The sequence below is a fragment of the Vibrio sp. 2304 genome, from assembly GCF_033339475.1.
GTDB classification, from domain to species: Bacteria; Pseudomonadota; Gammaproteobacteria; order Enterobacterales; family Vibrionaceae; genus Vibrio; species Vibrio alginolyticus.
On the sequence record NZ_JAWOUQ010000008.1, the window covers coordinates 111,879 to 135,606 of the forward strand.

Genomic DNA, 23,728 nt, shown 5'->3' on the forward strand with positions numbered 1-23,728 from the left:
AAAACATCAACCCTTTCATGTTTAAGTGCCCCGAACAGCTTTATCTCCGGGCCATGAATCTGGTACCACAAACCAGAATTGACCGTCTTCCGTTTGTGCGTGTATGAATCGATCTAAAGGCTTTTCAATAGGTTGAGAGAAATCGTCTGTACCGATCGCCCAGCATGGTTTATGTAAATGATAAAGTGGTTTACCAATTAAATCCCATTGACTTTGATAGCACCAGTAACCACTAATCTGACTTGGATTTAATTCATAACCCAAGCACTCCTTAGGAGTTGGCTCTGGAGTAAACGGATTAATATAGAGTCGTCCTTGCATCATTAGGCGCTCTTCTGGAGAGTCGTTTAAAGGAATTATTTTTTGAAATTCCGGGCGATCGCTCATTTTCAGCTGATGCGTGAGCATTCTATCCAATTTTGCATGTAACTGGTCGTGAGCATTCGGGCCATACCAAATGCCGTTGTAAAGAAGATAAAACTTAATCGCCACTTCCCAATGTTCTATCTGATTTGATTCTGTATTCCTCAACACCAAATCGACAGCACCAATGGTCTTACCTTCCGCGTCGTTTAACTGAATTTCTTCGGCAATAATCTGATATCGTTCTGAATTAGAAAGAGCCGCAGTGCATAGGTGCTGATATAAAAAACCCAGCCTAGGATTACCATTGTATTGTTCTGAGCTATTCAAAGGTTTGACCGAGACATCTTCTAAGGTTGCAAACGGAGGGGTTAACTTGAAAAGCGGAGGTGAAGTGGCGATCCATTGGTAAAAGCGTTGCAGTTGGTTCATCCGTATCCCTAAATTTATGGTGAGGCGACAAGCTTTGTTATTGTAACTAAATTTGCTTTTGAGGGTAGGGTGGCTAGCATCGATATTAGGGTTCGAGATACACTTTAAAGACCTAAATGATATCAAGGTGCCAGATGTCAAAACGTTGTTGTATCAACTAGGTTGCACTCTTTCGTCTGATTCCATCGAGAGGTTATTTAGGTTTACATGCGCTAGAAATTGGAAGTAATAATGAATAACTTAAAGCTAGAACAGATTCTTAATGACAAACTGTCACCGCAGTTAATTAAAGATTACGCACCAAATGGGTTACAGGTAGAAGGGAAATCAGCGGTAAAGCGTGTTATCACTGGCGTAACCGCCTCTCAAGCCTTAATCGATAAAGCGATTGAGCTTAATGCAGACGCATTGCTTGTTCATCATGGCTATTTTTGGAAAGGTGAGCCTGAGCCAATTCGTGGCATGAAAGGTAAACGAATTCGTAGCCTGATCAAAAATGATATCAACTTATATGGTTATCACCTTCCTCTAGATATACATCCAGAGCTAGGCAACAACGCTGAATTAGCTCGCTTACTTGAAATCGAAGTAGAAGGTGGGCTTGAAGGGCACCCTCAGTCAGTTGCTATGTTTGGGCGCTTGAAAAAGCCGATGTCTGGTGTTGAATTTGCGAGTAAGATCAACCAAGTTCTTGAAAGAGAGCCTCTGCATATCGCTCCAGAGAATACTGATAAGATGATTGAGACAGTCGGCTGGTGTACTGGTGGAGGGCAGGATTTCATTGAACTTGCTGTACAGCACGGGCTGGATGCATTTATCTCTGGAGAAATTTCAGAGCGCACCACTTATACTGCTCGTGAAATGGACATTCATTACTTTGCTGCAGGTCATCATGCTACTGAGCGTTATGGTGTTCAGGCCTTAGGCAAATGGCTAGCGGATGAATACGGCCTACATGTGGAGTTTATCGATATTGATAATCCGGTTTAACGTTCGCTATTAGTAACGTTAAGCGCTGAAAAGGAAAAGGGTTGAGACGAAAATCTCAACCCTTTTGTTTGTCTATCTTCGTACTAAAAGATCATTCACGTTCGTGAAGTGGAGAAAACTCACGTTGTGTTTCGCCAGTGTATAGCTGACGAGGACGACCGATGCGGTTCAGTGGATCGCTGTGCATTTCGTTCCAGTGAGCAATCCAGCCGATGGTACGAGAAATCGCGAAGATAACCGTAAACATAGAAACTGGAATACCAATCGCTTTAAGAATGATACCTGAGTAGAAGTCTACGTTCGGGTACAGCTTCTTAGACACGAAGTACTCATCAGAAAGCGCAATGCGCTCAAGTTCCATTGCAACGTCTAGCAGAGGGTCTTGAATGTTTAGCTCTTTGAGAACTTCATGACACGTTTCTCGCATTACTGTCGCACGTGGATCGTAGTTCTTGTAAACGCGGTGACCAAAGCCCATTAAGCGGAATGGGTCATCTTTGTCTTTCGCGCGGTCTACATATTCAGGGATGTTATCGACGCTGCCAATCTCTTCTAGCATTCTCAAGCAGGCTTCGTTTGCACCACCGTGAGCAGGCCCCCAAAGGGATGCAATACCAGCGGCAATACATGCAAATGGGTTCGCACCAGAAGAGCCAGCTAGGCGTACAGTTGATGTCGACGCATTCTGTTCGTGATCCGCGTGTAGAGTGAAAATCTTATCCATCGCACGGGCAACCACAGGATTTACTTCATACTCTTCGCAAGGGTTTGCGAACATCATATGCAAGAAGTTCTCAGCGTAGCTAAGGTCGTTACGAGGGTAAATAAATGGCTGACCGATAGAGTATTTGTAACACATCGCCGCCAGCGTTGGCATTTTTGACAGCAGACGGTACGCTGCAATTTCGCGGTGTTCGTCGTTGTTAATGTCAAGAGAGTCGTGATAGAAGGCTGCAAGTGCTCCAACTACACCACACATTACCGCCATTGGATGAGCATCGCGTCGGAAGCCATGGAAAAAGCTTGCGATTTGCTCGTGTACCATTGTGTGACGAGTAACGGTCGTTTTGAATTGCTCGTATTGTTCTCGGGTAGGGGCTTCACCATAAAGAAGGATGTAACATACTTCTAAGTAATCTGCGTTATTGGCTAATTGATCAATCGGGAAACCGCGGTGCAAAAGAATACCTTTGCCGCCATCGATGTACGTGATTGATGATTCACAAGATGCAGTGGCAAGAAAACCTGGGTCAAAAGTAAAGTAACCATTGGCTCCCAGCTTACGAACGTCAATTACAGGTGTACCTAGCGTACCGTCCATAATTGGCAGTTCGATTGGCGCTTGACCTTCAACATGAAGGGTCGCTTTCTTATCCGCCATAACAATCTCCTTTGTTTATTATTTAATCCGTCCAGGATGTTTATGTGCCATTTTTGTACTGTTGTTAAAGCTTAAAGTCAATTTTTCTCCATCTTTGTGTGCACTTGTTATGATTTTTCTCATGAAAATCGTTAAAAATCTGTTCTATGTAGCATAATTTGTTACACCAATTGTATTAGAATGTTGCTCGCCGTATATTGGCAAAGAAAATTTTAGTTAAATCCTTATAAATTCGGGGCTAGAAACAAAGAGTGAGGTTTGTTGCTGGATTCCGTTTGTTAACAACTTGTTTACAATTATCTGAGTGGTTACTCGCGATATTTGTTAAATAGATGTTAACTTTTGTACGTTTGGAAGCTGAAATTGGTTATAACAATAAATGCTCAATGGAGCTGAGTGAGCAAGCCCGTGAAAGAAAGAAAGTCAAGACCTGTTAATTTAGATTTACAGACCATCCACTTTCCTATCACAGCAATCGCATCCATCCTACACCGTGTGTCTGGGGTAATTACGTTTGTTGCGGTGGGTATATTACTGTGGTTACTATCCATTTCTCTGTCATCCCCAATGGGTTTTATGGAAGCCGCTGACATCGTCGATAGCTTCTTCGTAAAATTCATCCTGTGGGGAATTCTTACTGCACTTGCCTACCACATCGCAGGTGGTATCCGTCACTTATTGATGGATCTAGGTCACTTTGAAGAACTAGATTCAGGCACGATGAGCGCTAAAGTCGCGTTTGGTGCAACAGCAGTATTATCATTATTGGCGGGGATCTTGGTATGGTAAAACACGTATCTTCATTTGGTCGTAATGGTGTACACGATTTCCTACTAATTCGTGCAACTGCAATCATTATGACGCTATACACGATTTATCTGATTAGCTTCTGTGCATTTTCAGATATCTCTTACGCATCTTGGACCCAATTCTTTGGTGGTACCTTCACTAAAGTATTCACCATGTTGGCACTTGTCTCGATCCTGATTCACGCTTGGGTTGGTTTGTGGCAGGTATTAACTGATTACATTAAGTGCGCGAAACTACGTGGCGCACTACAACTTGGTGTTATTGCCGTTCTATTCGGCTATGTCTTCTCTGGTCTATTTATTCTGTGGGGTGCGTAAGTGTCTATTCCAGTTCGTGAGTTTGATGCCGTAGTAATCGGCGCTGGTGGTGCAGGTATGCGCGCTGCACTACAAATTTCAGAGCAAGGCCTATCATGTGCTTTGTTGTCAAAAGTATTTCCAACACGTTCTCATACTGTGTCTGCACAGGGCGGCATTACCGTTGCTCTGGGTAACTCGCACAAAGACGATTGGCAATGGCACATGTACGATACCGTTAAAGGTTCCGACTACATCGGTGACCAGAACGCGATTGAATACATGTGTAAAAATGGTCCTGAGTCAGTTATCGAGCTTGAAAAAATGGGTCTTCCATTCTCTCGTTTTGATAACGGTACCATATACCAACGTCCATTCGGTGGCCAATCTAAAGAGTTTGGTGGTGAGCAGGCTGCTCGTACAGCCGCTGCTGCAGACCGTACTGGTCACGCACTTCTTCACACGCTTTACCAGCAAAACGTAAAACACAAAACAACCATCTTCTCGGAGTGGTACGCTTTGGATCTTGTGAAAAACCAAGACGGCGCAATCATGGGTTGTACTGCGATTTGTATGGAAACGGGTGAAATCTGTTACTTCAAATCGAAAGCAACCATTCTAGCTACAGGTGGTGCAGGTCGTATTTACGCATCGACCACTAACGCGCACATCAACACGGGTGATGGCGTTGGTATGGCACTTCGCGCAGGCGTTCCAATGCAAGACATGGAAATGTGGCAGTTCCACCCAACAGGTATTGCCGGCGCGGGTGTTCTAGTGACGGAAGGTTGTCGTGGTGAAGGTGGTTACCTTCTAAATAAAGATGGTGAACGCTTCATGGAGCGCTACGCACCAAACGCGAAAGACCTTGCTGGTCGTGACGTGGTTGCTCGTTCAATGATGATTGAAATTCGTGAAGGCCGCGGCTGTGATGGTCCTTGGGGTCCACATATCAAGTTGAAACTTGATCACCTTGGTAAAGAAGTACTTGAATCACGTCTACCAGGTATCTGTGAACTGTCTCGTACATTTGCACACGTTGACCCAGTGAAAGAGCCAATTCCAGTAATTCCAACTTGTCACTACATGATGGGTGGTGTACCTACTCAAGTCTCTGGCCAAGCAATTAAGCAGAAGGCCGACGGTAGCGAGATGGAAGTACAAGGCCTTTACGCATGTGGTGAGATTGCTTCTGTATCGGTACACGGTGCTAACCGTCTGGGCGGCAACTCATTACTAGACTTGGTCGTATTTGGTCGTGCTACTGGCTTGCACCTTGGCGAAACGCTAGCAGCGCAAGCAGAAGCTCGTCCTGCAACAGAATCTGATATTGAAGCGTCTCTAGCGCGTACTATGCGTTGGGAAAACAGCACTGGTGGTGAAGATCCAGTTCAGATTCGTAAAGACCTACAAGCATGCATGCAAAACAGCTTCTCGGTATTCCGTGAAGGCGATGCGATGGCAACCGGTCTAGAAGAGTTGAAAGTGATTCGCGAACGTTTGAAAGATGCGCATCTAGCGGACAAGTCTTCAGAGTTCAACACGCAGCGTATTGAGTGTCTAGAACTTGATAACCTGATGGAAACCGCGTTTTCAACTGCCGTTGCAGCAAACTACCGTACAGAGAGTCGTGGCGCACATGCTCGTTTCGATTTCCCTGAGCGTGATGATGAGAACTGGCTATGCCACTCTATCTACAATCCGGAAACAGAAGCGATGACTAAGCGTGATGTGAACATGACGCCAACGCATCGTGAAGCTTTCCCGCCGAAAGTACGTACATACTAAAGGGAGGATACGACTATGAAATTAAACTTCTCTTTATACCGTTACAATCCGGATGTGGATACTAAGCCTTACATGAAAGAGTATACCCTTGAGGTAGACGAAGGCTCAGACATGATGGTGCTTGATGCATTGATTCTGCTAAAAGAGCAAGATCCAAGCATCGCGTTCCGTCGCTCATGCCGTGAAGGGGTATGTGGTTCTGATGGTTTGAATATGAATGGTAAAAACGGCCTAGCGTGTATCACACCGTTATCTGCTCTACAAGGCGATAAGATAGTTATTCGTCCACTACCAGGGTTACCTGTCGTGCGCGATCTTATCGTTGACATGACGCAGTTCTATGATAACTATGCGAAAGTTAAACCATTCTTGATTGATGATGGTGCATTACCACCATCACGTGAGAATCTACAATCGCCTGATGACCGTGCGCATTTAGATGGATTGTACGAATGTATCATGTGTGCATGTTGTACAACGTCTTGCCCATCATTCTGGTGGAACCCTGATAAATTCATCGGCCCAGCTGGTCTTCTCGCAGCGTACCGTTGGCTAATTGATAGCCGCGATACGGCAACAGATGAACGTTTGTCTGATCTTGATGATGCATTTAGCGTTTTTCGTTGCCATGGCATCATGAATTGTGTAAGTGTTTGTCCTAAGGGATTAAATCCGACGAAAGCCATCGGTCACATTAAGTCGATGTTGGTTAATCGTTCGGTTTAATTTACTCGCTCTTAGGAATGTCGCAGTGTTGCGGATCACCCGATATGACCGCTTCACTGCTTCAGTAATATTCGAGTAAAGAATACAAAAATTGCCGACCGTATTTTTAGTCGGCTCTTATAGCTCGGCAAAGACCGAAGCAAACGTGAAAACTACTGGTTAAGGGAAAATATGCACAACGGCGTGATGAAGGCATGGCTCGAGTCTTCACACTTGGCTGGCGCCAATGCAACGTATGTAGAGGACCTCTACGAACTGTATCTAAGTGATCCCGATCTGGTAAGTGAGGAGTGGAAACGTGTTTTTGAAGGCTTGCCTAAGCCATCAGAAGAAGTGGCAGAACAACCACATTCACGTGTCCGTGACTACTTCCGACGACTCGCTAGAGAAACAAAGCATTACAATGTCCAAGTTAGTGACCCAGATGTCGATGCAAAACAAGTAAAAGTTCTACAGCTAATCAACGCATACCGTTTCCGCGGGCATGAAGCTGCAGAATTAGACCCACTAGGTCTATGGCAACGCCCAACCGTGGCGGAGTTAGACCCTGCTTTTCATAATCTTACCGAAGATGACTTCGAAGAAACTTTCAACGTAGGTTCTTTTGCTGTTGGGCAAGAAACCATGAAGTTGAAAGATATCTATGAAGCCCTCAACAAAACTTATTGCGGTTCCATCGGTGCTGAATACATGCACATGACTGACACAGAGCAAAAGCGTTGGATTCAGCAACGCCTTGAGTCTGTCGTAGGCCAGCCATCATTCAACAAAGATGAGAAGCGCACATTCCTAGAAGAGCTAACAGCCGCTGAAGGTTTGGAGCGTTACCTCGGAGCGAAATTCCCAGGTGCAAAACGTTTCTCTTTAGAAGGTGGTGATGCGTTGATTCCGATGACGAAAGAGTTGATCCGTCATGCGGGTACAAGTGGAATGCGTGAAGTGGTTATCGGTATGGCTCACCGCGGTCGTTTGAACATGCTGGTGAACGTACTTGGTAAGAAACCTCAAGACCTGTTTGATGAGTTCGCCGGTAAACACGACGAAACTTGGGGTACGGGTGATGTGAAATATCACCAAGGTTTCTCTGCTGATTTTGCGACTCCAGGCGGTGATGTTCACTTAGCGCTTGCATTTAACCCATCGCACCTAGAAATCGTAAACCCGGTAGTCATGGGCTCAGTTCGAGCACGTCAAGACCGCTTGGGTGATAATCAAGGTAGCAAAGTGCTTCCTATCACCATCCACGGTGATTCTGCAATCGCTGGTCAGGGTGTGGTTGCCGAAACGTTCAACATGTCTCTTGCTCGTGGGTTCCAAGTTGGTGGTACGGTACGTATCGTCATCAACAACCAAGTAGGCTTTACGACGTCTAATCCTCGTGACACGCGTTCTACGATGTACTGTACCGATATCGCGAAGATGGTGCAGGCGCCAATTTTCCATGTAAATGCAGATGACCCAGAAGCAGTTGCTTTTGTTACTCGCATTGCATTGGATTACCGTAACGAGTTCAAGCGCGATGTCGTGATCGATCTTGTATGTTACCGTCGCCACGGCCACAATGAGGCGGATGAGCCAAATGCGACTCAGCCTTTGATGTACCAGAAAATCAAAAAGCATCCTACACCACGCAAATTGTATGCAGATGTTCTGATCGATAAAAATGAATCAGATATCGAGACAGCGACTCAGTTAGTCAATGAGTATCGCGATGCATTGGATCGCGGTGAAGTGGTTGTTAAAGAATGGCGTCCAATGGCGTTGCACTCTGTAGACTGGTCCCCTTACTTAGGGCACGAATGGGATATGGAGTGGGATTCAAAATACGACAAGACACGCCTTATTGAGCTAGGCAATCGTCTGTGTCAGTACCCAGAAAGCCATAAACTGCAAAGCCGTGTTAATAAGCTATACAACGATCGTCTAGCAATGATGACCGGTGAAAAAGCTATTGACTGGGGGATGGCTGAAACATTGGCGTATGCTACATTGGTTGACGATGGCAAGCGTATTCGTCTTTCTGGTCAGGACTCGGGTCGTGGTACTTTCTTCCACCGTCACTCGGTTCTTCATAACCAAACCGATGCAAGCACTTACATTCCATTAGCGAATATTCATGACAACCAAGGACCATTCCAAGTCTTTGACTCAGTATTGTCAGAAGAAGCTGTGTTGGCGTTTGAATACGGTTACGCAACAGCCGAACCAGGTGGTTTAACTATCTGGGAAGCACAGTTTGGTGATTTTGCCAACGGTGCACAAGTTGTTATCGACCAGTTTATCTCGTCAGGCGAGCAAAAGTGGGCGCGTTTGTGCGGTCTTACTATGCTTCTACCTCATGGTTATGAAGGTCAAGGTCCTGAGCACTCATCTGCACGTTTAGAGCGTTACCTTCAGCTTTGTGCTGAGCAAAATATGCAGGTTGTGGTTCCTTCAACACCGGCTCAGGTGTACCACATGATTCGTCGTCAGGTTGTACGCCCAATGCGTCGACCTCTCATTGTTATGTCGCCGAAATCTTTGTTGCGCCACCCTCTATGTACTTCAACGATTGAAGACTTGGCGGATGGTACATTCCAATCTGCAATTCCAGAAGTAGATGATTTAGAACCAAGCAAAGTGAAACGTGTCGTGTTCTGTGCTGGTAAGGTTTACTTTGACCTACTAGAGCAGCGCCGTAACAACGAGCAAGACGATGTTGCTATCGTGCGTATTGAACAGCTTTACCCATTCCCAATGGAAGAAGTACAAGCAGCAATTGCTCAATACACTAACGTTGAAGACTTCGTGTGGTGTCAGGAAGAACCTCAGAACCAAGGTGCTTGGTACTGTAGCCAACATAACTTCCGTGCCGCTATTCCTGCAGGTGCAAATCTTAAATACGCAGGTCGCCCAGCTTCTGCTTCGCCAGCAGTTGGCTACATGTCGGTGCACTTGAAACAACAAAAAGCGTTGGTTGAAGACGCTCTGAACGTGAACTCAAAAACTTCGAATTAAGAACTAGAAGTTAAAGGAAGAAACAGATATGACAATTGAAATTCTGGTTCCAGATTTACCTGAATCAGTTGCTGATGCAACCGTAGCGACATGGCACAAACAACCAGGCGACGCAGTAGAGCGTGACGAGGTTTTGGTTGACATCGAAACAGACAAAGTTGTGCTAGAAGTTCCAGCTCCGGAAGCTGGCGTTTTAGAAGCTATTGTTGAAGCAGAAGGTGCGACAGTACTTTCTAAACAAATCATTGCTAAATTGAAGCCAGGCGCAGTTGCAGGTGAACCAACTGCAGACAAAACAGAAGGTACTGAAGCATCTCCTGATAAGCGCCACAAAGCTGCGCTTAACGAAGAAAGTAATGACGCATTAAGCCCAGCAGTGCGCCGTTTATTGGCTGAACATGGCTTAGAAGCAAGCCAAGTGAAAGGCACTGGTGTTGGTGGTCGTATTACGCGCGAAGATATTGAAGCGCATCTTGCGAACGCTAAATCTGCGTCAAAAGAAGACTCGCCAGCAGTGGTAGACGTGCCGGCAGCGGCTCGCAGTCAGAAGCGTGTTCCAATGACTCGCCTTCGTAAGACAGTTGCTAACCGTTTGCTAGAAGCGAAGAACAATACGGCAATGCTAACGACGTTTAACGAAGTGAACATGAAACCAATCATGGACCTTCGTAAGCAGTACAAAGATCAGTTCGAAGAGCGTCACGGTATTCGTTTGGGCTTCATGTCTTTCTACGTGAAAGCAGTAACAGAAGCGCTTAAGCGTTACCCAGAAGTAAATGCTTCGATTGATGGCGATGACATTGTTTACCACAACTATTTCGACATTAGCATGGCGGTATCAACGCCACGTGGTCTAGTTACACCTGTCCTAAAAGACTGTGACAAGCTTGGTTTCGCTGATGTTGAAAAAGGCATCAAAGAACTGGCTATCAAAGGTCGTGATGGCAAGCTAACGGTAGACGAGCTAATGGGCGGTAACTTCACTATCACAAACGGTGGTGTGTTCGGTTCACTAATGTCTACACCAATCATCAACCCACCTCAATCAGCGATTCTTGGTATGCATAAGATCCAAGAGCGTCCGATGGCAGTGGATGGCAAAGTTGAAATCTTGCCGATGATGTACCTAGCGTTATCTTACGATCACCGCCTAATTGACGGTCGTGAATCAGTTGGTTTCCTAGTAACGATTAAAGAGTTACTAGAGGACCCAGCACGTCTCCTATTAGACGTTTAATATCGCTAAAACGTCTAGTTATCGTAGGTAGCTAGACGTTAAAAATTTCAATGGCTAGACTAGCTCAACGTTTGGCCTTCATTTGAATCCTTCAGTATGAGAACTCATGATGAAGGATTGATTTGAGAAGACCCTACAGACGTACAAGCAGCCAAGACTGCAGCGTTATGGAAATAATAAATCCCTTAAGGGAAAAACAAACGGAATATCGAAATGAATTTGCATGAATACCAAGCCAAACAGCTGTTTGCAGAATTCGGTTTGCCTGTGCCAGAAGGCTACGCGTGTGATACACCACAAGAAGCTTTTGAAGCCGCAGGCCGTATCAGTACAGCCAAGAAAGTAGTTAAATGTCAGGTTCACGCTGGTGGCCGTGGTAAAGCGGGTGGCGTAGAGCTACACGATACAAAAGAAGGCGTTAAAGAGTTTGCACAGAAGTGGTTAGGTAAAAACCTAGTAACTTACCAAACAGACGCAAATGGTCAGCCAGTAACAAAAATCCTTGTTGAAGAAGCTTCAAATATTGCGAACGAACTATACCTAGGTGCGGTAGTTGACCGTGCTAGCCGTAAGATCGTTTTCATGGCTTCTACCGAAGGTGGTGTGGAAATTGAAAAAGTTGCGGAAGAAACGCCGGAACTCATCCACAAAGCAGCAATTGACCCACTAGTAGGTCCACAAGCTTACCAAGGTCGTGAGCTAGCGTTCAAACTTGGTCTTGAAGGCGACCAAATCAAACAATTCGTTAAGATCTTTATGGGTCTTGGCACTATGTTTTCTCAGTACGATCTTGCTCTGCTAGAGATCAACCCACTTGTGATTACTGGTGAAGGCAACTTGCTATGTCTTGACGGTAAGATCAACATCGACTCAAACGCACTGTACCGTCAGCCTAAGCTTCGTGAAATGCACGATCCTTCACAAGAAGATGAGCGTGAAGCACACGCAGCTCAGTGGGAGCTGAACTACGTAGCACTAGACGGTAACGTTGGCTGTATGGTTAACGGTGCAGGCCTAGCAATGGGTACGATGGATATCGTAAACCTACACGGCGGCAAACCAGCTAACTTCTTAGATGTAGGTGGCGGCGCGACGAAAGAGCGTGTTGCTGAAGCATTCAAGATCATCCTATCTGATGACAATGTGAAAGCGGTACTTGTTAACATCTTCGGTGGTATTGTACGTTGTGACATGATCGCAGAAGGTATTATCGGCGCGGTTAAAGAGGTAGGCGTAAGCGTACCTGTTGTTGTTCGTCTTGAAGGCACTAACGCTGACCTAGGTCGCGAAGTTCTTGCTAATTCTGATGTTGATATCATTGCTGCTGAGTCGCTAACTGATGCTGCTCAGAAAGTTGTTGCTGCTGCGGAGGCTAAATAATGTCTGTATTAATTAACAAAGACACTAAAGTAATCTGTCAGGGGTTCACTGGTGGTCAAGGTACTTTCCACTCAGAGCAAGCTATCGCATACGGTACGCAAATGGTTGGCGGTGTGTCTCCAGGTAAAGGTGGCCAAACTCACCTAGGTCTTCCTGTATTCAACACAGTTCGTGAAGCAGTAGAAGCGACTGGTGCAACAGCGACAGTCATCTACGTACCAGCTCCTTTCTGTAAAGATGCAATCCTAGAAGCGATTGACGCGGGTATCGAGCTAATCGTAACGATTACTGAAGGTATCCCTACTACAGATATGATCGACGTGAAAGTGAAGCTAGAAGAAACTGGCGTTCGCATGATTGGTCCTAACTGTCCGGGCGTTATCACTCCTGATGAGTGTAAGATCGGTATCATGCCTGGTCACATCCACAAGAAAGGCAAAGTAGGTATTGTATCTCGTAGCGGTACTCTAACTTACGAAGCAGTTAAACAAACCACTGACGAAGGTTTCGGCCAGTCTACTTGTGTTGGTATCGGTGGTGACCCAATCCCGGGTTCAAACTTCATTGATATCCTAAAACTGTTCCAAGAAGACCCTGAGACAGAAGCGATCGTTATGATCGGTGAGATCGGTGGTACTGCAGAAGAAGAAGCAGCAGCATACATTAAAGAAAATGTAACGAAGCCAGTGGTTTCTTACATTGCTGGTGTAACTGCGCCTCCTGGTAAGCGTATGGGCCATGCTGGTGCGATTATCTCTGGTGGTAAAGGTACTGCTGAAGACAAATTTGCTGCACTAGAAGCGGCTGGCGTTAAAACTGTGAAATCTCTAGCAGAGATTGGCCAAGGTCTACGTGAAGTGACGGGTTGGTAATCGACCACACTACTTAATAAGTATTAAAAAGCCTGCGATTTCGCAGGCTTTTCTTTTTCCGTTTCCGTGGATTTATGTTTGTTGTTAGCAAGGTCTTTCGCGTTTAATACTCAATGCGATTATGCTTTGCTTTTAATCAGCTGGCTCAGCATAAATAAGGATGTTGCGCTGATCACTACGGAAGGGCCGGCCGGTGTATCGAAGTGCCATGATAGGCTAAGCCCCATCAGTACTGCCACAGAGCCAATAATGGATGCGAACAATGCCATTTGCTCTGGTGATGAAGAGACTTTACGTGCTGTTGCGGCTGGGATAATTAGGAGCGAAGTCATGATCAACGCGCCAACGAACTTCATACCTACTGCGATTACTACACCCACCATTAGCATTAACACCAATCTAACTAAGTCTGTATTCACGCCCTCAACAGCGGCAAGTTCTTCACTGACAGTGCTAGAAAGCAGTGGGCGCCAGAAGACGTACAAACACGCGCTTACCGCAACAACACCTGCGTAAATAAACATCAGATCTTGTGGAGAGACGGCAAGTAAGTCCCCAAATAGGTAGCTCATTAAATCGACGCGCACGTTTTCCAAAAAGCTAACCGATACTAAACCGATAGAGAGTGCACTGTGTGCCAAGATACCTAACAACGTGTCTGTAGCCACAAGTTGTTGCTTTTGCAGGGTGACAAGCAAAACGGCCAGAGCTAAACAGCAGACGAGTAGCGCAAGGTAGAGATTTACGTTGAGCAAGAAGCCCAGCGCTAGGCCCATTAACGATGCATGAGCTAGGGTATCTCCGAAGTAAGCCATTTTACGCCAAACGACAAATGACCCAAGTGGACCGGCAATGATCGCGATACCAATACCAGCAAGAATAGAAGGTAGGAGAAACTCAATCATGATGGTGATGTCCGTGTTTATGGTGGGAGCATGATATCGCATCACCGCTTACTGGCGTTCCGGATAAATCGTGATGATGGTGCTCATGGTCGTGATGATAAAACGCGAGAGACTCTCTCGCAGCATTGCCAAATAGTGCGATGTAAGAAGGGTGCTGAGTAATAGTGGCAGGTGAACCTGAGCAGCAAACATGGTGATGCAGACAAATAACATCGTCCGTTTTCGCCATCACTAAATGTAAGTCATGCGACACCATAAATACGCCACAATCAAAGCGGTGACGAATGCTCTCAATTAAGTCATAGAGATCGATTTGACCTTGGATATCCACACCCTGAGCTGGTTCGTCTAATACCAACAGCTGAGGACGCTGAAGCAGAGCGCGAGCCAGTAACACTCGTTGGTTTTCACCACCGGATAAGCGATGCATATTACTATTAAGTAAATGTTCAGCGCCAACAAGCCTTAATGCATCAATGCACTCCTGCTTACTGTATTTTCCTGCTAAATTTAGAAAGCGGGTTACATTCAATGGAAGGGAGTCATTGAGCTTCAACTTTTGAGGAACGTAACCAATTTTCAGTTTTCTTTGTCGGTTAAACTTGCCGCTAGTTGGCTTTTGAAGACCTAAGATAACTTTGACTAACGTTGATTTTCCCGCTCCATTGGGACCAATTAGGGTAGTTATTTTGCCCTTTTCTAATTCCATACTAATGTTATCGAGAACTCTGCGGCCATCGAACTCGACGCATAACTGCTCAAGATGGACTAAGGAAGACATGAATGAAACTCATTTGCAAATCAATAATGTTATAATGTAACATTATCTCACTTTCCACGCCATATCCCAAGTAAAACTATGAAAAGAGCATTAATTCTTGCTGCCTCAGCAATGTTAACACTGCCAGCACAGGCGGTAACGGTACTGACGAGTATCAAACCTATTCAGTTGTTAGTAACAGAGCTTACTCAAGGAGTAACTTCACCAGACGTGCTATTGCAGTCTAACACATCACCCCATGACTATGCTTTGCGTCCATCGGATGTTAAAAAGGTCGCTTCGGCTGATTTGGTTATCTGGTACGGACATGATCTTGAACCGTTTCTAGAGAAAGTTGTTTCGGATAGATCGAATACTTTGACTATTAGTCAAATTCCAAATCTAGAATTGCGTGAATTTGATAGTGAGCACAACCATGACCATGATGGGCACGATCATGGCTCACATGATCCGCACTTTTGGCTAGGTGTAAGCCAAGCACAACAAGTGGCCAAGGCTGTTGTGAATCAACTTGTATCACTTGATCCGGAAAATGCAGCTCAATATCAAGCGAACCTCAAAAAGTTTGAACTCGAGCTAAAAGACACTGACCAACAGATAAAGCAGAAGCTGGCACCAGTAAAAAACAAAGGTTACTTTGTATTCCATGATGCTTACGGTTATTTCGAAGATCGTTATGAACTAAATCAAATGGGGCATTTTACTGTGAGCCCGGAACGCAAGCCAGGAGCGAAGACCTTAATTCAAATTCGTCAAAAGCTAAGTGGTGGAGATGTGGCTTGTGTATTTTCTGAACCTCAGTTTACCCCGGCTGTCGTTCAGAGCGTAATGAGAGGCAGTGATGTCGCTAAAGGCGAGCTTGACCCGTTAGGGAGTACAATTGAAGCAAAACCTGGCAGTTACTTTACTTTTCTCAACAATATGGCGAATAGTTTTGAGCAATGCTTGAACAAAAAGTCAGATTAAGTGCTGTCGTAATGTAGGAGTAGTCTTTTTAACGTGATCCAGTAGTAAGAATTACAACCTTTGGTAAGGCGAGCCTTTTCTCAGAAAGTAATTGAGATATCATTACCAATAATTATCAGCTCAAAATAACCGTATCAATCCATGTTTTACAAACGATGAACGGTCACTTTCAGAGCACAAATTGATACAAAAGGTTTTCGTCTTGCTACGCCAATTAGCCCTTGCTCTGTTGGGCTTTGTCTTATCCTACCAAGCATTTGCGCTTCATAATGCAAATGCAATCTTTTACCCTTTGCCAACTCAGGCAAAGGGTACTTTTATCGCGGCTAAAAAGTTGTTCTTGGGTGAAAAGGGCGGTTTGTGGATTCATGACGTACACGGGAGAGTCCTGTTTTACGATGGTCAAACTATATTGCCTAAATCAGGTAGCTTCCTACAAACGTCGGCCAAGCAGTTGGCCTATCATAAAGGTGCTTTTTGGACCTTTATTGAAAATGAGGTCTATCGAACTTATCCAAATCAGGAGCGACGTTTAGTCTTTAGTTTAAATCCAGGCTCACAAATAAGAAAAATAGGGTCTTCAAAGAACTATATTTGGGTGAGTGATGGCGCGCATTTCTATACCTACAATATCGACACTAGCGAGTTAAACTCTTTCTCTCTATTGCAGCTCTATCAACATAGTAATAATAGCTACGTTTACATTAATGATGCGGTGCTAGTTGAAACGAAGTGGGCACTAGCAACGACTTCCGGCTTCTATCTTTCTGAAGGTGATAAGTTTGACCATGTCGCTGCCTCAGGTCAAAACTACATTGAGAAAGTCTATTATTCACACACGCGAAGAGAAATTTTGATAGGTACATTGCGTGGCGCTTTAATTTTCAATATTTACCAGCCTGATAAAGAAGTGATTAGAATTGGCGGCTCACATGTTTTGACATTCGCAGAGACAAATCAAGAGTATTGGGTGGGGACAGAGCATGGCCTTTATTTGTACTCATTTTTTTCAGGTGAGGTCACCGAAGTCGCGCCTGCAAGTTTTCTTGAGTTAGAGTTAGATAACACGAAGATTTATTCGTTGTTGAGCGACAATATGGGAGGGATGTGGATTGCGACTAACCAAGGTATTCGTTATTACTCGCTATTTAGTAAAAAATTTGAACGAGTGACCTTTAGTAGTTATGACTCACACACCCTATCAGGACGAATTCGGCAAACTATTGAAGGTCCTGATGGTGCGCTTTGGTTTGCTGATGACCGAAAGATTTATCGTTCAGGAAAGAGTGGGATTAACCAAGTCTTAGAGTTGGAGTCGCAGATCAATGAATTTGCGTTTCAAAACGGCATGCTTTGGCTTGCAACCTCAAAAGGGCTGGAAATATTTGAGCTAAATGGTCTCAACAAGATTACATTTCCTTATTTACAGGTTATGGCTGGACATGCCGTAGAGCATGTGACCGTTGATGGTGATGACCGTCTTTGGGTATCAAGCGGATACCATCTTTACAATGTTGATACTGCTGCACAAAGCGTACGAAACTTTGGAAGTGAGTGGCTAGTAAGTCAGTATTTGCCTGCTAAGGTTACGCGCCTATATGATACTGAAGATGCCCTATTAATAGGCACCGATCATGGCGTATACCAATACAGTAATGACAACATCCAGTTTATCCGTTTTTCAGAAAAGTTTGGTGAATCATTAGACATGACCACGGCGGTTGATGGCAGCCAGTGGTTTGCTTCATCTTATGGTGTGTTTAAAACAGATACACGAAGCGATGAAAAACGTGTTGTTGAAATGAGTGAGCCCAACGCCAGACCTGCTTGCTTGATCAGAGACAGGCAAGGTGTATGGTTAGCTTCCTCTGTTGGTTTAAGCTATTACCACCTTTCGGGTGAGTTAGTGAAACATTACTCATCGTCATCAGGCTTAATGAACAATGAGTTCCTCCCTGGTATTTGTAGCGTTATACAGCAGACAGAAATTGGTGAGCGAGAGCTTGTTCTGGGGTCGAAGTACGGACTCGTAAAAGCAGAAGCATCCAAGCTGCTTGTATCTAATCCCCCAGAGTCTAAGTTTATTGTTAGCCAAGTTGTGCTTGAAAATGAAGTTCTGCAAGTTGGTAGTGCCGATCTGAATGGGATCACACTGCCATATGGATCTTCGCTGAGTTTTTTATTCGGTGTGATGCCAAAACCAGACAGTCAAAATTTGTACTATCGATTGAACAACGATGACCCATGGCAAACGTTAGAGGGGGGCCAACTGACACTCGAGCACCTTAGTTCCGGTGAATATCACTTGCAGGTCAGTAATGAGTCTCAAGTTGCCACTGGAGTAGTTGGTTTAGAATCTCACTTTATCGTCCTTCATCCTTGGTATCTATCGCGATTTGCTATTTTAGGCTTTGTCGTAGCTAGTATTGCGGTCGTCGCATTACTTGTTTTCTGGCGCTCTCGCTACGTTGTACAGGCTAACCGTGATCTAGCAGCTCAAGTGACTCTCAAAACGAATCAGTTAAGACATCAAAGTAGAGTGTTGCTTACGAGCAACCAGCAATTACGTAAACAGATTCAAGTTAGAAACCTACTCGTAGACCATGTAGCTCTATCCATAAAATCAAGCGTCGACTTTATTGTGGCGAAACTACCTATGCCTCTCGATACTGCGACGGAGGATCATTTGGCTAAAACGAATTGGCAGTTAAATGAACTCAAAAGCGTTCCAAGTGATGTAAGTGGTGGGAGTCAGAACTACAACTTGAGTCAGATAACTCAGTCAGTGGTTGATGTATGGCAAGATGACTTTGCAAAAGCGGGTATTTTGGTAGAGCTAGAAGATGAGAGTAAGCAGAGCCGGGTTGCTCTGGAAAGCTTTAATCTTGATGTTATTTTCAATAGCATTTTTGCCAATATCATCAAGCGCTCTTTCCGGGGTCAAACGGTTAGAATTATGCTAGAAAAGGGGCATGATATTGTGTCATTGAGCTTTCTTGATTACGGGACGCAATTACCTAATAAAGTCGCGACTGGGCTTCCATCTAACTTAAATCACTCTGAGTTGAGTATTGACCACCTTGCCCAACTAGTGACAACGAGTGGTGGTTATTTGGCTGTCTTCTCTTCTGATGCTCAAAACAAAGTCGAGATTACATGGCCATCTGCGAAGGAAAGTAGTTATCTGGATGAACCGCAGCAAGAACTCAATCCTGTAACTATTGCAGAAGATCAAGTCACACCAGAGAAAGAGTGGTTGCAAAAAGTCTATCAATTAGTGGCAGAGCATTACCATGATCCTGAATTTGGCACTGCGTCAGCCGCTAAAATGCTGTATATGTCTGAACGCTCTTTGCAGAGACGTTTTAAATCTGCCTCGTCAAGAACGTTAAAAGACTATGTCACAGAGGTTCGTTTAGAAACGGCGTGTGAACAGTTATTGGCGGGTGAGAAAATCAGTGAAGTCGCCTTTAACTGTGGCTTTAATGATCCATCTTACTTTAGCCAAAAGTTTAAGCTGCATTTTGGTTTGCCCCCTTCCAAGTTTGCTTTGACTCAAGAAAGCCAAGAAATTAACTAGAAAACCTTCATTATACGCTCCCTAGTTAATAGTTAAGATGCTGGGGAGCTGCATACAGTGCTCTATTATTGCTGCAGTTGCTAACGCAGTAAGTTTCATTGTTTCTTCATCACATCTAGCCTACAAATCCATTCTCAACACGTAAGCACGATCACGTTCTATCTGTTAGTCGCGATGTTCATAGCAATAAGCATAAATGGCTTCAAGAGAATGATTTACTGATAGTTGCAACAAATAAATGACAGTTGTATTGCTGTATCAAAAGAGCGTGGTTCATTTGGGGGAGTTATGGCATGCGACATTCGTGAAAACGAAAACTGTGTTGAAAAGATGAATAAGGTAAAGAAGTTTTGAAAGAGGTGAAAAAAAAATATCGTGGTATAGCCGGGGGGACTATACCACGGGTGTCAAGGACACCTTCGCTTGCTGCCGGAGTGACATGTTGCCATGCCACCTCTGGAATTTATTAGAGAGGTTGCCCTCTCGATGGAGTAACTATACGAGAGGTTACTTATTTTTCTTATAAAAATAACGCCATGTTTATATGAGAAAAGCGACAACGTTTGGTTTTTTACTTAAACCATTGTTTTAATTTGAATTTTTTGTTTTCTGTCTTGGTTTGTGACATTTTTGTTTCGTTAGGTGTCATTTTTAATTGTTAATTTTGACGTAAATAACGAGAGGAAATTTACGAAGTTAACGTTTGAAAGCGTGAAAACATTTACGGAATCTTTGATTTCACACAAGGATTGAAGGGGTATAGGGGAGTAATATTGGCAACCTAAACTTATTAAATAATAATATTTCTCATTAGCAATACTCTTAAGGGCCACTATGAAGTTATCAGAGATTAATCCTGGCGATACGGTGACGATTCGGTTGTTAGATGGTCTTTCATCAGATATCAGAAAGAAACTCATGGTAATGGGGCTGCTTCCCAATACAGAAGTCAAAGTGATTCGACGTGCGCCAATGGGCGATCCTTTACAAGTCGAAGTCCGTGGTGTGTCTGTCGCATTGCGAGAAACAATTGCTCAGAAAATTGAAGTGGAGCGAGTGTAATGCAATATCAAGTGCTAACCGTAGGTAACCCTAATAGTGGTAAAACGACGCTATTTAATGGTTTAACTGGCGCAAAACAGCAAGTTGGTAACTGGGCAGGCGTCACGGTTGAAAAGAAAACGGGACAATTCAAGCATGCTGGGGATGAGTTTTTGCTCACTGACCTTCCGGGTATTTACTCATTAGACAGTGGTAATGATAGTAATAGTATTGATGAATCCATCGCATCGCGTGCGGTTCTAACTCATCCTGCTGATCTCATTATTAACGTGGTGGATGCTACAAGTTTAGAGCGCAGCTTATATATGACGCTGCAACTTCGCGAACTTGGTCGCCCTATGATTGTTGTCCTCAACAAGATGGATGCGCTAAAGCGTGAACGTCAGATGATTAACGTTGCAGAGCTTGAGAAAACGTTAGGTTGTCCGGTTGTCAGTTTATCTGCAACCAATAAAACTCAAGTGGCAGAGTTTAAAGAAAAGCTTCATAAATCCATCGTTCAAGGAGTGCCACTTAAGGAATTGTCTTTGCATTACGGTGAGAAGATGGAGTCGGCAATTCAAACGGTTTCCGCACTTTTTAACGACCAAAACGTCGCTCATCGTGCACTAGCGATTCGTGCGCTTGAAAAAGACACAATGGTGCTCAATAGTCTTTCTGATATTGATAGAAGCAAAGTCTTGGAAGTCATTACGACGTTAGATTTGGATATCGATTTGCATGTCGCGGATACTAAGTACACGCATCTGCATGAACAGTGTAAAAAAGTTCGCCGAAGCGAAGGCAAGTTAAGTCGTAGTGTGACTGAAAGACTCGACCAGTTTATTTTGAACAAGTGGATTGGAATTCCTTTCTTCTTTGTTGTTATGTACCTGATGTTTATGTTCTCGATTAACATCGGTAGTGCATTTATCGACTTTTTTGACATTGGTGTGGGCGCATTATTGGTTGATGGTGGGCATCACTTGTTAGATGGTCACCTACCTGTTTGGCTGGTTACGGTGATTGCTGATGGTTTAGGCGGCGGTATTCAAACGGTTGCTACCTTCATTCCGGTTATCGCGTGTTTGTACCTGTTCCTAGCGGTACTTGAGAGCTCAGGTTACATGGCTCGTGCAGCATTCGTACTAGATAAAGTGATGCAGAAGATCGGCCTACCGGGCAAAGCATTTGTACCGTTGGTTCTTGGTTTTGGCTGTAACGTACCGTCAATCATGGCAACTCGTACTCTAGACCAAGAACGTGAGCGTAAACTGGCTGCCTCTATGGCACCATTTATGTCATGTGGTGCTCGTCTGCCTGTATACGCGCTATTCGCTGCGGCATTCTTCCCAGGTTCTGGCCAGAACATTGTATTCGCACTTTACCTACTTGGTATTGTGGCAGCGATCTTCACAGGTCTTTTCCTTAAGCACACGCTTTACCCAGGTAGCAGCGATAGCCTATTGATGGAAATGCCAGATTACGAGCTTCCGACGCTACAAAACGTGGTGATCAAAACTTGGCAAAAGCTAAAGCGCTTTGTACTTGGTGCAGGTAAAACCATCGTTATCGTTGTTGCTATTCTGAGTTTCTTCAACTCATTGGGGACTGATGGCAGTTTTGGTAACGAAGACAGCGAAAACTCTGTGCTTTCTAAAGCAGCGCAAGTTGTGACTCCAGTATTCTCACCAATCGGTGTTCAAGAAGACAACTGGCCAGCGACCGTAGGTATCATTACTGGTATCTTCGCAAAAGAGGCGGTAGTTGGTACGCTGAACAGTCTATACACTACGCCAAGCGACGGTGAAGACGCAGAATTTGATCTAATGGGCAGCCTAGAAGAGGCAGTAATGAGTATCCCTGAAAACCTAGCCGGTTTGAGCTACTCAGATCCACTAGGTATTGAAGTGGGTGACTTAACTGACTCAAATGCCGTTGCAGAAGAGCAAGAAGTCGATGCTTCTATCTTCGGTAACATCAAATCGCAGTTTGCTTCTGGTAATGCCGCATTTGCTTACCTAATCTTTATCCTACTGTACACACCTTGTGTGGCGGCGATGGGGGCTTACGTACGTGAGTTTGGTCATAAGTTCGCACGCTTTATTGCGGTTTGGACAATGGGCTTGGCTTACCTATGTGCGACGTTCTACAACCAATTGACGCATTTCGCAGATAGCCCAGTAACAAGTGGTATTTGGATGGCTGTGATCGTAGCTATCTTCTTTGGCACATACCGTGTGTTCAAACAAGTTGGTAAGAAACAAAACGGTGCATTAGAGGTGCAAATAGCATGATTTTAAAAGAGCTTTATCAATACATTGCAGACAAAGGAACCGTCTCCCAGTCAGCTCTGGCTAAACAGTTTGGGATGAGTGAAGATGGTGCTGACGCGATGTTAAGTGTGTGGATTAAGAAGGGCAAAATTAGCCGCCTAGTTGACACCAATAAAGCTCATGACGTGACTCGAGTTCGCTACTCAGTGACTAAACAAGATGGTTTGTCTCTGACAGTCACCATGTAGCGACTATCAAAATTAGTCACCTAAAAATTATCACGTAAAAACGACAAAGCCGCATCAGCAATGATGCGGCTTTTATTTTGCTGGTTATTGTTTGTGAATACAGCGAAATTAATGTTCTTCAGAGTGTTTAGTCGCGCCTAACCCTAGGAACTTTAAACCAAGACTTAAAACTAAAATCGAAATAGGTAATGTTAAGATCGTCCAATCTAAGCTGTCGAAGTTAATCAGCACGAGCTCTAAGAACTTCACAAACAAGATCACGATGATGACTTCAGCCAAAATGTTTTTTAGATGGCCGATGTTTGGGGTTCTGATCCAATGCAAAACCGACTGCTCTTGTGTTTTCGCTTTAGCTTTGTTGGAAATAAATAGTGTGTAGATGCCGTGAGCAAAGATGAACAAAACTAGTGCGACAAGAAACGTATCCAGTGACTTGATCAAATAAGCGATCGCGATGTCTGCTTTATCTAAATGTGCGAGTGCTTCTGGAGGTGTTTGATTGAGAATGAAGACCGCAAATGCCGAATAGGTTTTTGCTGCACCCATAAGAAAAAGCAAGAATGAAGCAGCCATAGAACAGATAATGGCGATCCAGCTGACGTATCGGAATGTGTTGAAGACTTGTTTCATGATGACCCTCTCTAACTGAGCTGGTAGTC

19 protein-coding genes are annotated in these 23,728 nt (G+C 44.4%); 14 read left to right on the forward strand and 5 right to left on the reverse strand.

Translation table 11 applies throughout. The features are described from left to right. Nucleotides 1-21: 21 nt before the first annotated feature. Nucleotides 22-795: a DUF1853 family protein gene (locus R7P64_RS16485; protein WP_213960385.1), complete on the reverse strand. Its 774-nt coding sequence runs from the start codon at nt 793-795 to the stop codon at nt 22-24. Between the two features lie 231 nt (nt 796-1,026). Between R7P64_RS16485 and R7P64_RS16490 the strand changes: the two genes are divergently transcribed. Next, entirely contained in the window at nt 1,027-1,785 is a 759-nt protein-coding gene (locus R7P64_RS16490) for a Nif3-like dinuclear metal center hexameric protein (protein ID WP_005382162.1), read from the forward strand. A 91-nt stretch (nt 1,786-1,876) separates the two neighbouring features. Here the strand turns inward: R7P64_RS16490 and R7P64_RS16495 are convergent, their stop codons facing one another. Next, the gene (locus tag R7P64_RS16495; protein ID WP_005382163.1) at nt 1,877-3,166 is read right to left on the reverse strand and encodes a citrate synthase; all 1,290 of its coding nucleotides are present in this window, start codon (nt 3,164-3,166) and stop codon (nt 1,877-1,879) included. 396 nt (nt 3,167-3,562) lie between these two features. On the opposite strand from R7P64_RS16495, the gene sdhC reads away from it, so the two are divergent. The 8 genes from sdhC (at nt 3,563) to sucD (ending at nt 13,272) form a co-directional block, all read left to right on the forward strand. Then, a complete protein-coding gene (gene sdhC / locus R7P64_RS16500) occupies nt 3,563-3,955 on the forward strand; it encodes a succinate dehydrogenase cytochrome b556 subunit (protein WP_017634811.1) in 393 nt (130 codons plus the stop codon). Continuing rightward, on the forward strand, nt 3,949-4,293 hold the full coding sequence (sdhD, locus tag R7P64_RS16505) for a succinate dehydrogenase, hydrophobic membrane anchor protein (protein ID WP_005382169.1): 345 nt from the start codon (nt 3,949-3,951) through the stop codon (nt 4,291-4,293). The genes sdhC and sdhD overlap by 7 nt, the downstream gene beginning before the upstream one ends. Then, nucleotides 4,294-6,060: a succinate dehydrogenase flavoprotein subunit gene (gene sdhA, locus R7P64_RS16510; protein ID WP_005382172.1), complete on the forward strand. Its 1,767-nt coding sequence runs from the start codon at nt 4,294-4,296 to the stop codon at nt 6,058-6,060. A 15-nt stretch (nt 6,061-6,075) separates the two neighbouring features. Further along, nucleotides 6,076-6,786: a succinate dehydrogenase iron-sulfur subunit gene (locus R7P64_RS16515; protein ID WP_005382174.1), complete on the forward strand. Its 711-nt coding sequence runs from the start codon at nt 6,076-6,078 to the stop codon at nt 6,784-6,786. A 171-nt stretch (nt 6,787-6,957) separates the two neighbouring features. Next, nucleotides 6,958-9,783: a 2-oxoglutarate dehydrogenase E1 component gene (gene sucA, locus R7P64_RS16520; RefSeq protein ID WP_005382176.1), complete on the forward strand. Its 2,826-nt coding sequence runs from the start codon at nt 6,958-6,960 to the stop codon at nt 9,781-9,783. Between the two features lie 28 nt (nt 9,784-9,811). After that, the gene (odhB, locus tag R7P64_RS16525) at nt 9,812-11,020 is read left to right on the forward strand and encodes a 2-oxoglutarate dehydrogenase complex dihydrolipoyllysine-residue succinyltransferase (RefSeq protein WP_017819950.1); all 1,209 of its coding nucleotides are present in this window, start codon (nt 9,812-9,814) and stop codon (nt 11,018-11,020) included. A 213-nt stretch (nt 11,021-11,233) separates the two neighbouring features. Further along, on the forward strand, nt 11,234-12,400 hold the full coding sequence (gene sucC, locus R7P64_RS16530; RefSeq protein ID WP_005382179.1) for an ADP-forming succinate--CoA ligase subunit beta: 1,167 nt from the start codon (nt 11,234-11,236) through the stop codon (nt 12,398-12,400). After that, complete coding sequence (gene sucD, locus R7P64_RS16535) at nt 12,400-13,272, forward strand: succinate--CoA ligase subunit alpha (protein ID WP_005382181.1); 873 nt, start codon at nt 12,400-12,402, stop codon at nt 13,270-13,272. Before sucC ends, sucD begins: the two co-directional genes overlap by 1 nt. Nucleotides 13,273-13,391: 119 nt before the next feature. Here sucD and znuB read toward each other — a convergent pair whose 3' ends face one another. After that, nucleotides 13,392-14,177: a zinc ABC transporter permease subunit ZnuB gene (znuB, locus tag R7P64_RS16540; RefSeq protein ID WP_005382183.1), complete on the reverse strand. Its 786-nt coding sequence runs from the start codon at nt 14,175-14,177 to the stop codon at nt 13,392-13,394. Further along, nucleotides 14,170-14,958, reverse strand: coding sequence for a zinc ABC transporter ATP-binding protein ZnuC (znuC, locus tag R7P64_RS16545; protein ID WP_318123715.1), 789 nt, complete (start codon nt 14,956-14,958; stop codon nt 14,170-14,172). The genes znuB and znuC overlap by 8 nt, the downstream gene beginning before the upstream one ends. Nucleotides 14,959-15,036: 78 nt before the next feature. On the opposite strand from znuC, the gene znuA reads away from it, so the two are divergent. The 5 genes from znuA to R7P64_RS16570 all read left to right on the forward strand — a co-directional run bounded on the left by znuA (nt 15,037) and on the right by R7P64_RS16570 (nt 23,069). Beyond that, entirely contained in the window at nt 15,037-15,924 is an 888-nt protein-coding gene (znuA, locus tag R7P64_RS16550) for a zinc ABC transporter substrate-binding protein ZnuA (protein WP_033906913.1), read from the forward strand. Between the two features lie 202 nt (nt 15,925-16,126). Beyond that, nucleotides 16,127-19,504, forward strand: coding sequence for an AraC family transcriptional regulator (locus tag R7P64_RS16555; RefSeq protein ID WP_053350448.1), 3,378 nt, complete (start codon nt 16,127-16,129; stop codon nt 19,502-19,504). An 834-nt stretch (nt 19,505-20,338) separates the two neighbouring features. After that, nucleotides 20,339-20,566 (forward strand): FeoA family protein, encoded by a 228-nt coding sequence (locus R7P64_RS16560; protein ID WP_005382190.1) that lies wholly within the window; start codon nt 20,339-20,341, stop codon nt 20,564-20,566. Beyond that, the gene (feoB, locus tag R7P64_RS16565) at nt 20,566-22,842 is read left to right on the forward strand and encodes a Fe(2+) transporter permease subunit FeoB (protein ID WP_318123717.1); all 2,277 of its coding nucleotides are present in this window, start codon (nt 20,566-20,568) and stop codon (nt 22,840-22,842) included. The genes R7P64_RS16560 and feoB overlap by 1 nt, the downstream gene beginning before the upstream one ends. Beyond that, entirely contained in the window at nt 22,839-23,069 is a 231-nt protein-coding gene (locus R7P64_RS16570; RefSeq protein ID WP_318123718.1) for a FeoC-like transcriptional regulator, read from the forward strand. Before feoB ends, R7P64_RS16570 begins: the two co-directional genes overlap by 4 nt. 108 nt (nt 23,070-23,177) lie before the next feature. Here the strand turns inward: R7P64_RS16570 and R7P64_RS16575 are convergent, their stop codons facing one another. Then, nucleotides 23,178-23,699 (reverse strand): YqhA family protein, encoded by a 522-nt coding sequence (locus R7P64_RS16575; protein WP_042523163.1) that lies wholly within the window; start codon nt 23,697-23,699, stop codon nt 23,178-23,180. Between the last annotated feature and the right edge of the window lie 29 nt (nt 23,700-23,728).

Bases quoted from the DNA above. Each gene is read 5' to 3' on its own strand.
- R7P64_RS16485 (WP_213960385.1), bottom strand. From the start codon at position 795: ATGAACCAACTGCAACGCTTTTACCAATGGATCGCCACTTCACCTCCG.
- R7P64_RS16490 (WP_005382162.1), top strand. From the start codon at position 1,027: ATGAATAACTTAAAGCTAGAACAGATTCTTAATGACAAACTGTCACCG.
- R7P64_RS16495 (WP_005382163.1), bottom strand. From the start codon at position 3,166: ATGGCGGATAAGAAAGCGACCCTTCATGTTGAAGGTCAAGCGCCAATC.
- sdhD (WP_005382169.1), top strand. From the start codon at position 3,949: ATGGTAAAACACGTATCTTCATTTGGTCGTAATGGTGTACACGATTTC.
- R7P64_RS16515 (WP_005382174.1), top strand. From the start codon at position 6,076: ATGAAATTAAACTTCTCTTTATACCGTTACAATCCGGATGTGGATACT.
- sucA (WP_005382176.1), top strand. From the start codon at position 6,958: ATGCACAACGGCGTGATGAAGGCATGGCTCGAGTCTTCACACTTGGCT.
- odhB (WP_017819950.1), top strand. From the start codon at position 9,812: ATGACAATTGAAATTCTGGTTCCAGATTTACCTGAATCAGTTGCTGAT.
- sucC (WP_005382179.1), top strand. From the start codon at position 11,234: ATGAATTTGCATGAATACCAAGCCAAACAGCTGTTTGCAGAATTCGGT.
- sucD (WP_005382181.1), top strand. From the start codon at position 12,400: ATGTCTGTATTAATTAACAAAGACACTAAAGTAATCTGTCAGGGGTTC.
- znuB (WP_005382183.1), bottom strand. From the start codon at position 14,177: ATGATTGAGTTTCTCCTACCTTCTATTCTTGCTGGTATTGGTATCGCG.
- znuC (WP_318123715.1), bottom strand. From the start codon at position 14,958: ATGTCTTCCTTAGTCCATCTTGAGCAGTTATGCGTCGAGTTCGATGGC.
- znuA (WP_033906913.1), top strand. From the start codon at position 15,037: ATGAAAAGAGCATTAATTCTTGCTGCCTCAGCAATGTTAACACTGCCA.
- R7P64_RS16560 (WP_005382190.1), top strand. From the start codon at position 20,339: ATGAAGTTATCAGAGATTAATCCTGGCGATACGGTGACGATTCGGTTG.
- feoB (WP_318123717.1), top strand. From the start codon at position 20,566: ATGCAATATCAAGTGCTAACCGTAGGTAACCCTAATAGTGGTAAAACG.
- R7P64_RS16570 (WP_318123718.1), top strand. From the start codon at position 22,839: ATGATTTTAAAAGAGCTTTATCAATACATTGCAGACAAAGGAACCGTC.
- R7P64_RS16575 (WP_042523163.1), bottom strand. From the start codon at position 23,699: ATGAAACAAGTCTTCAACACATTCCGATACGTCAGCTGGATCGCCATT.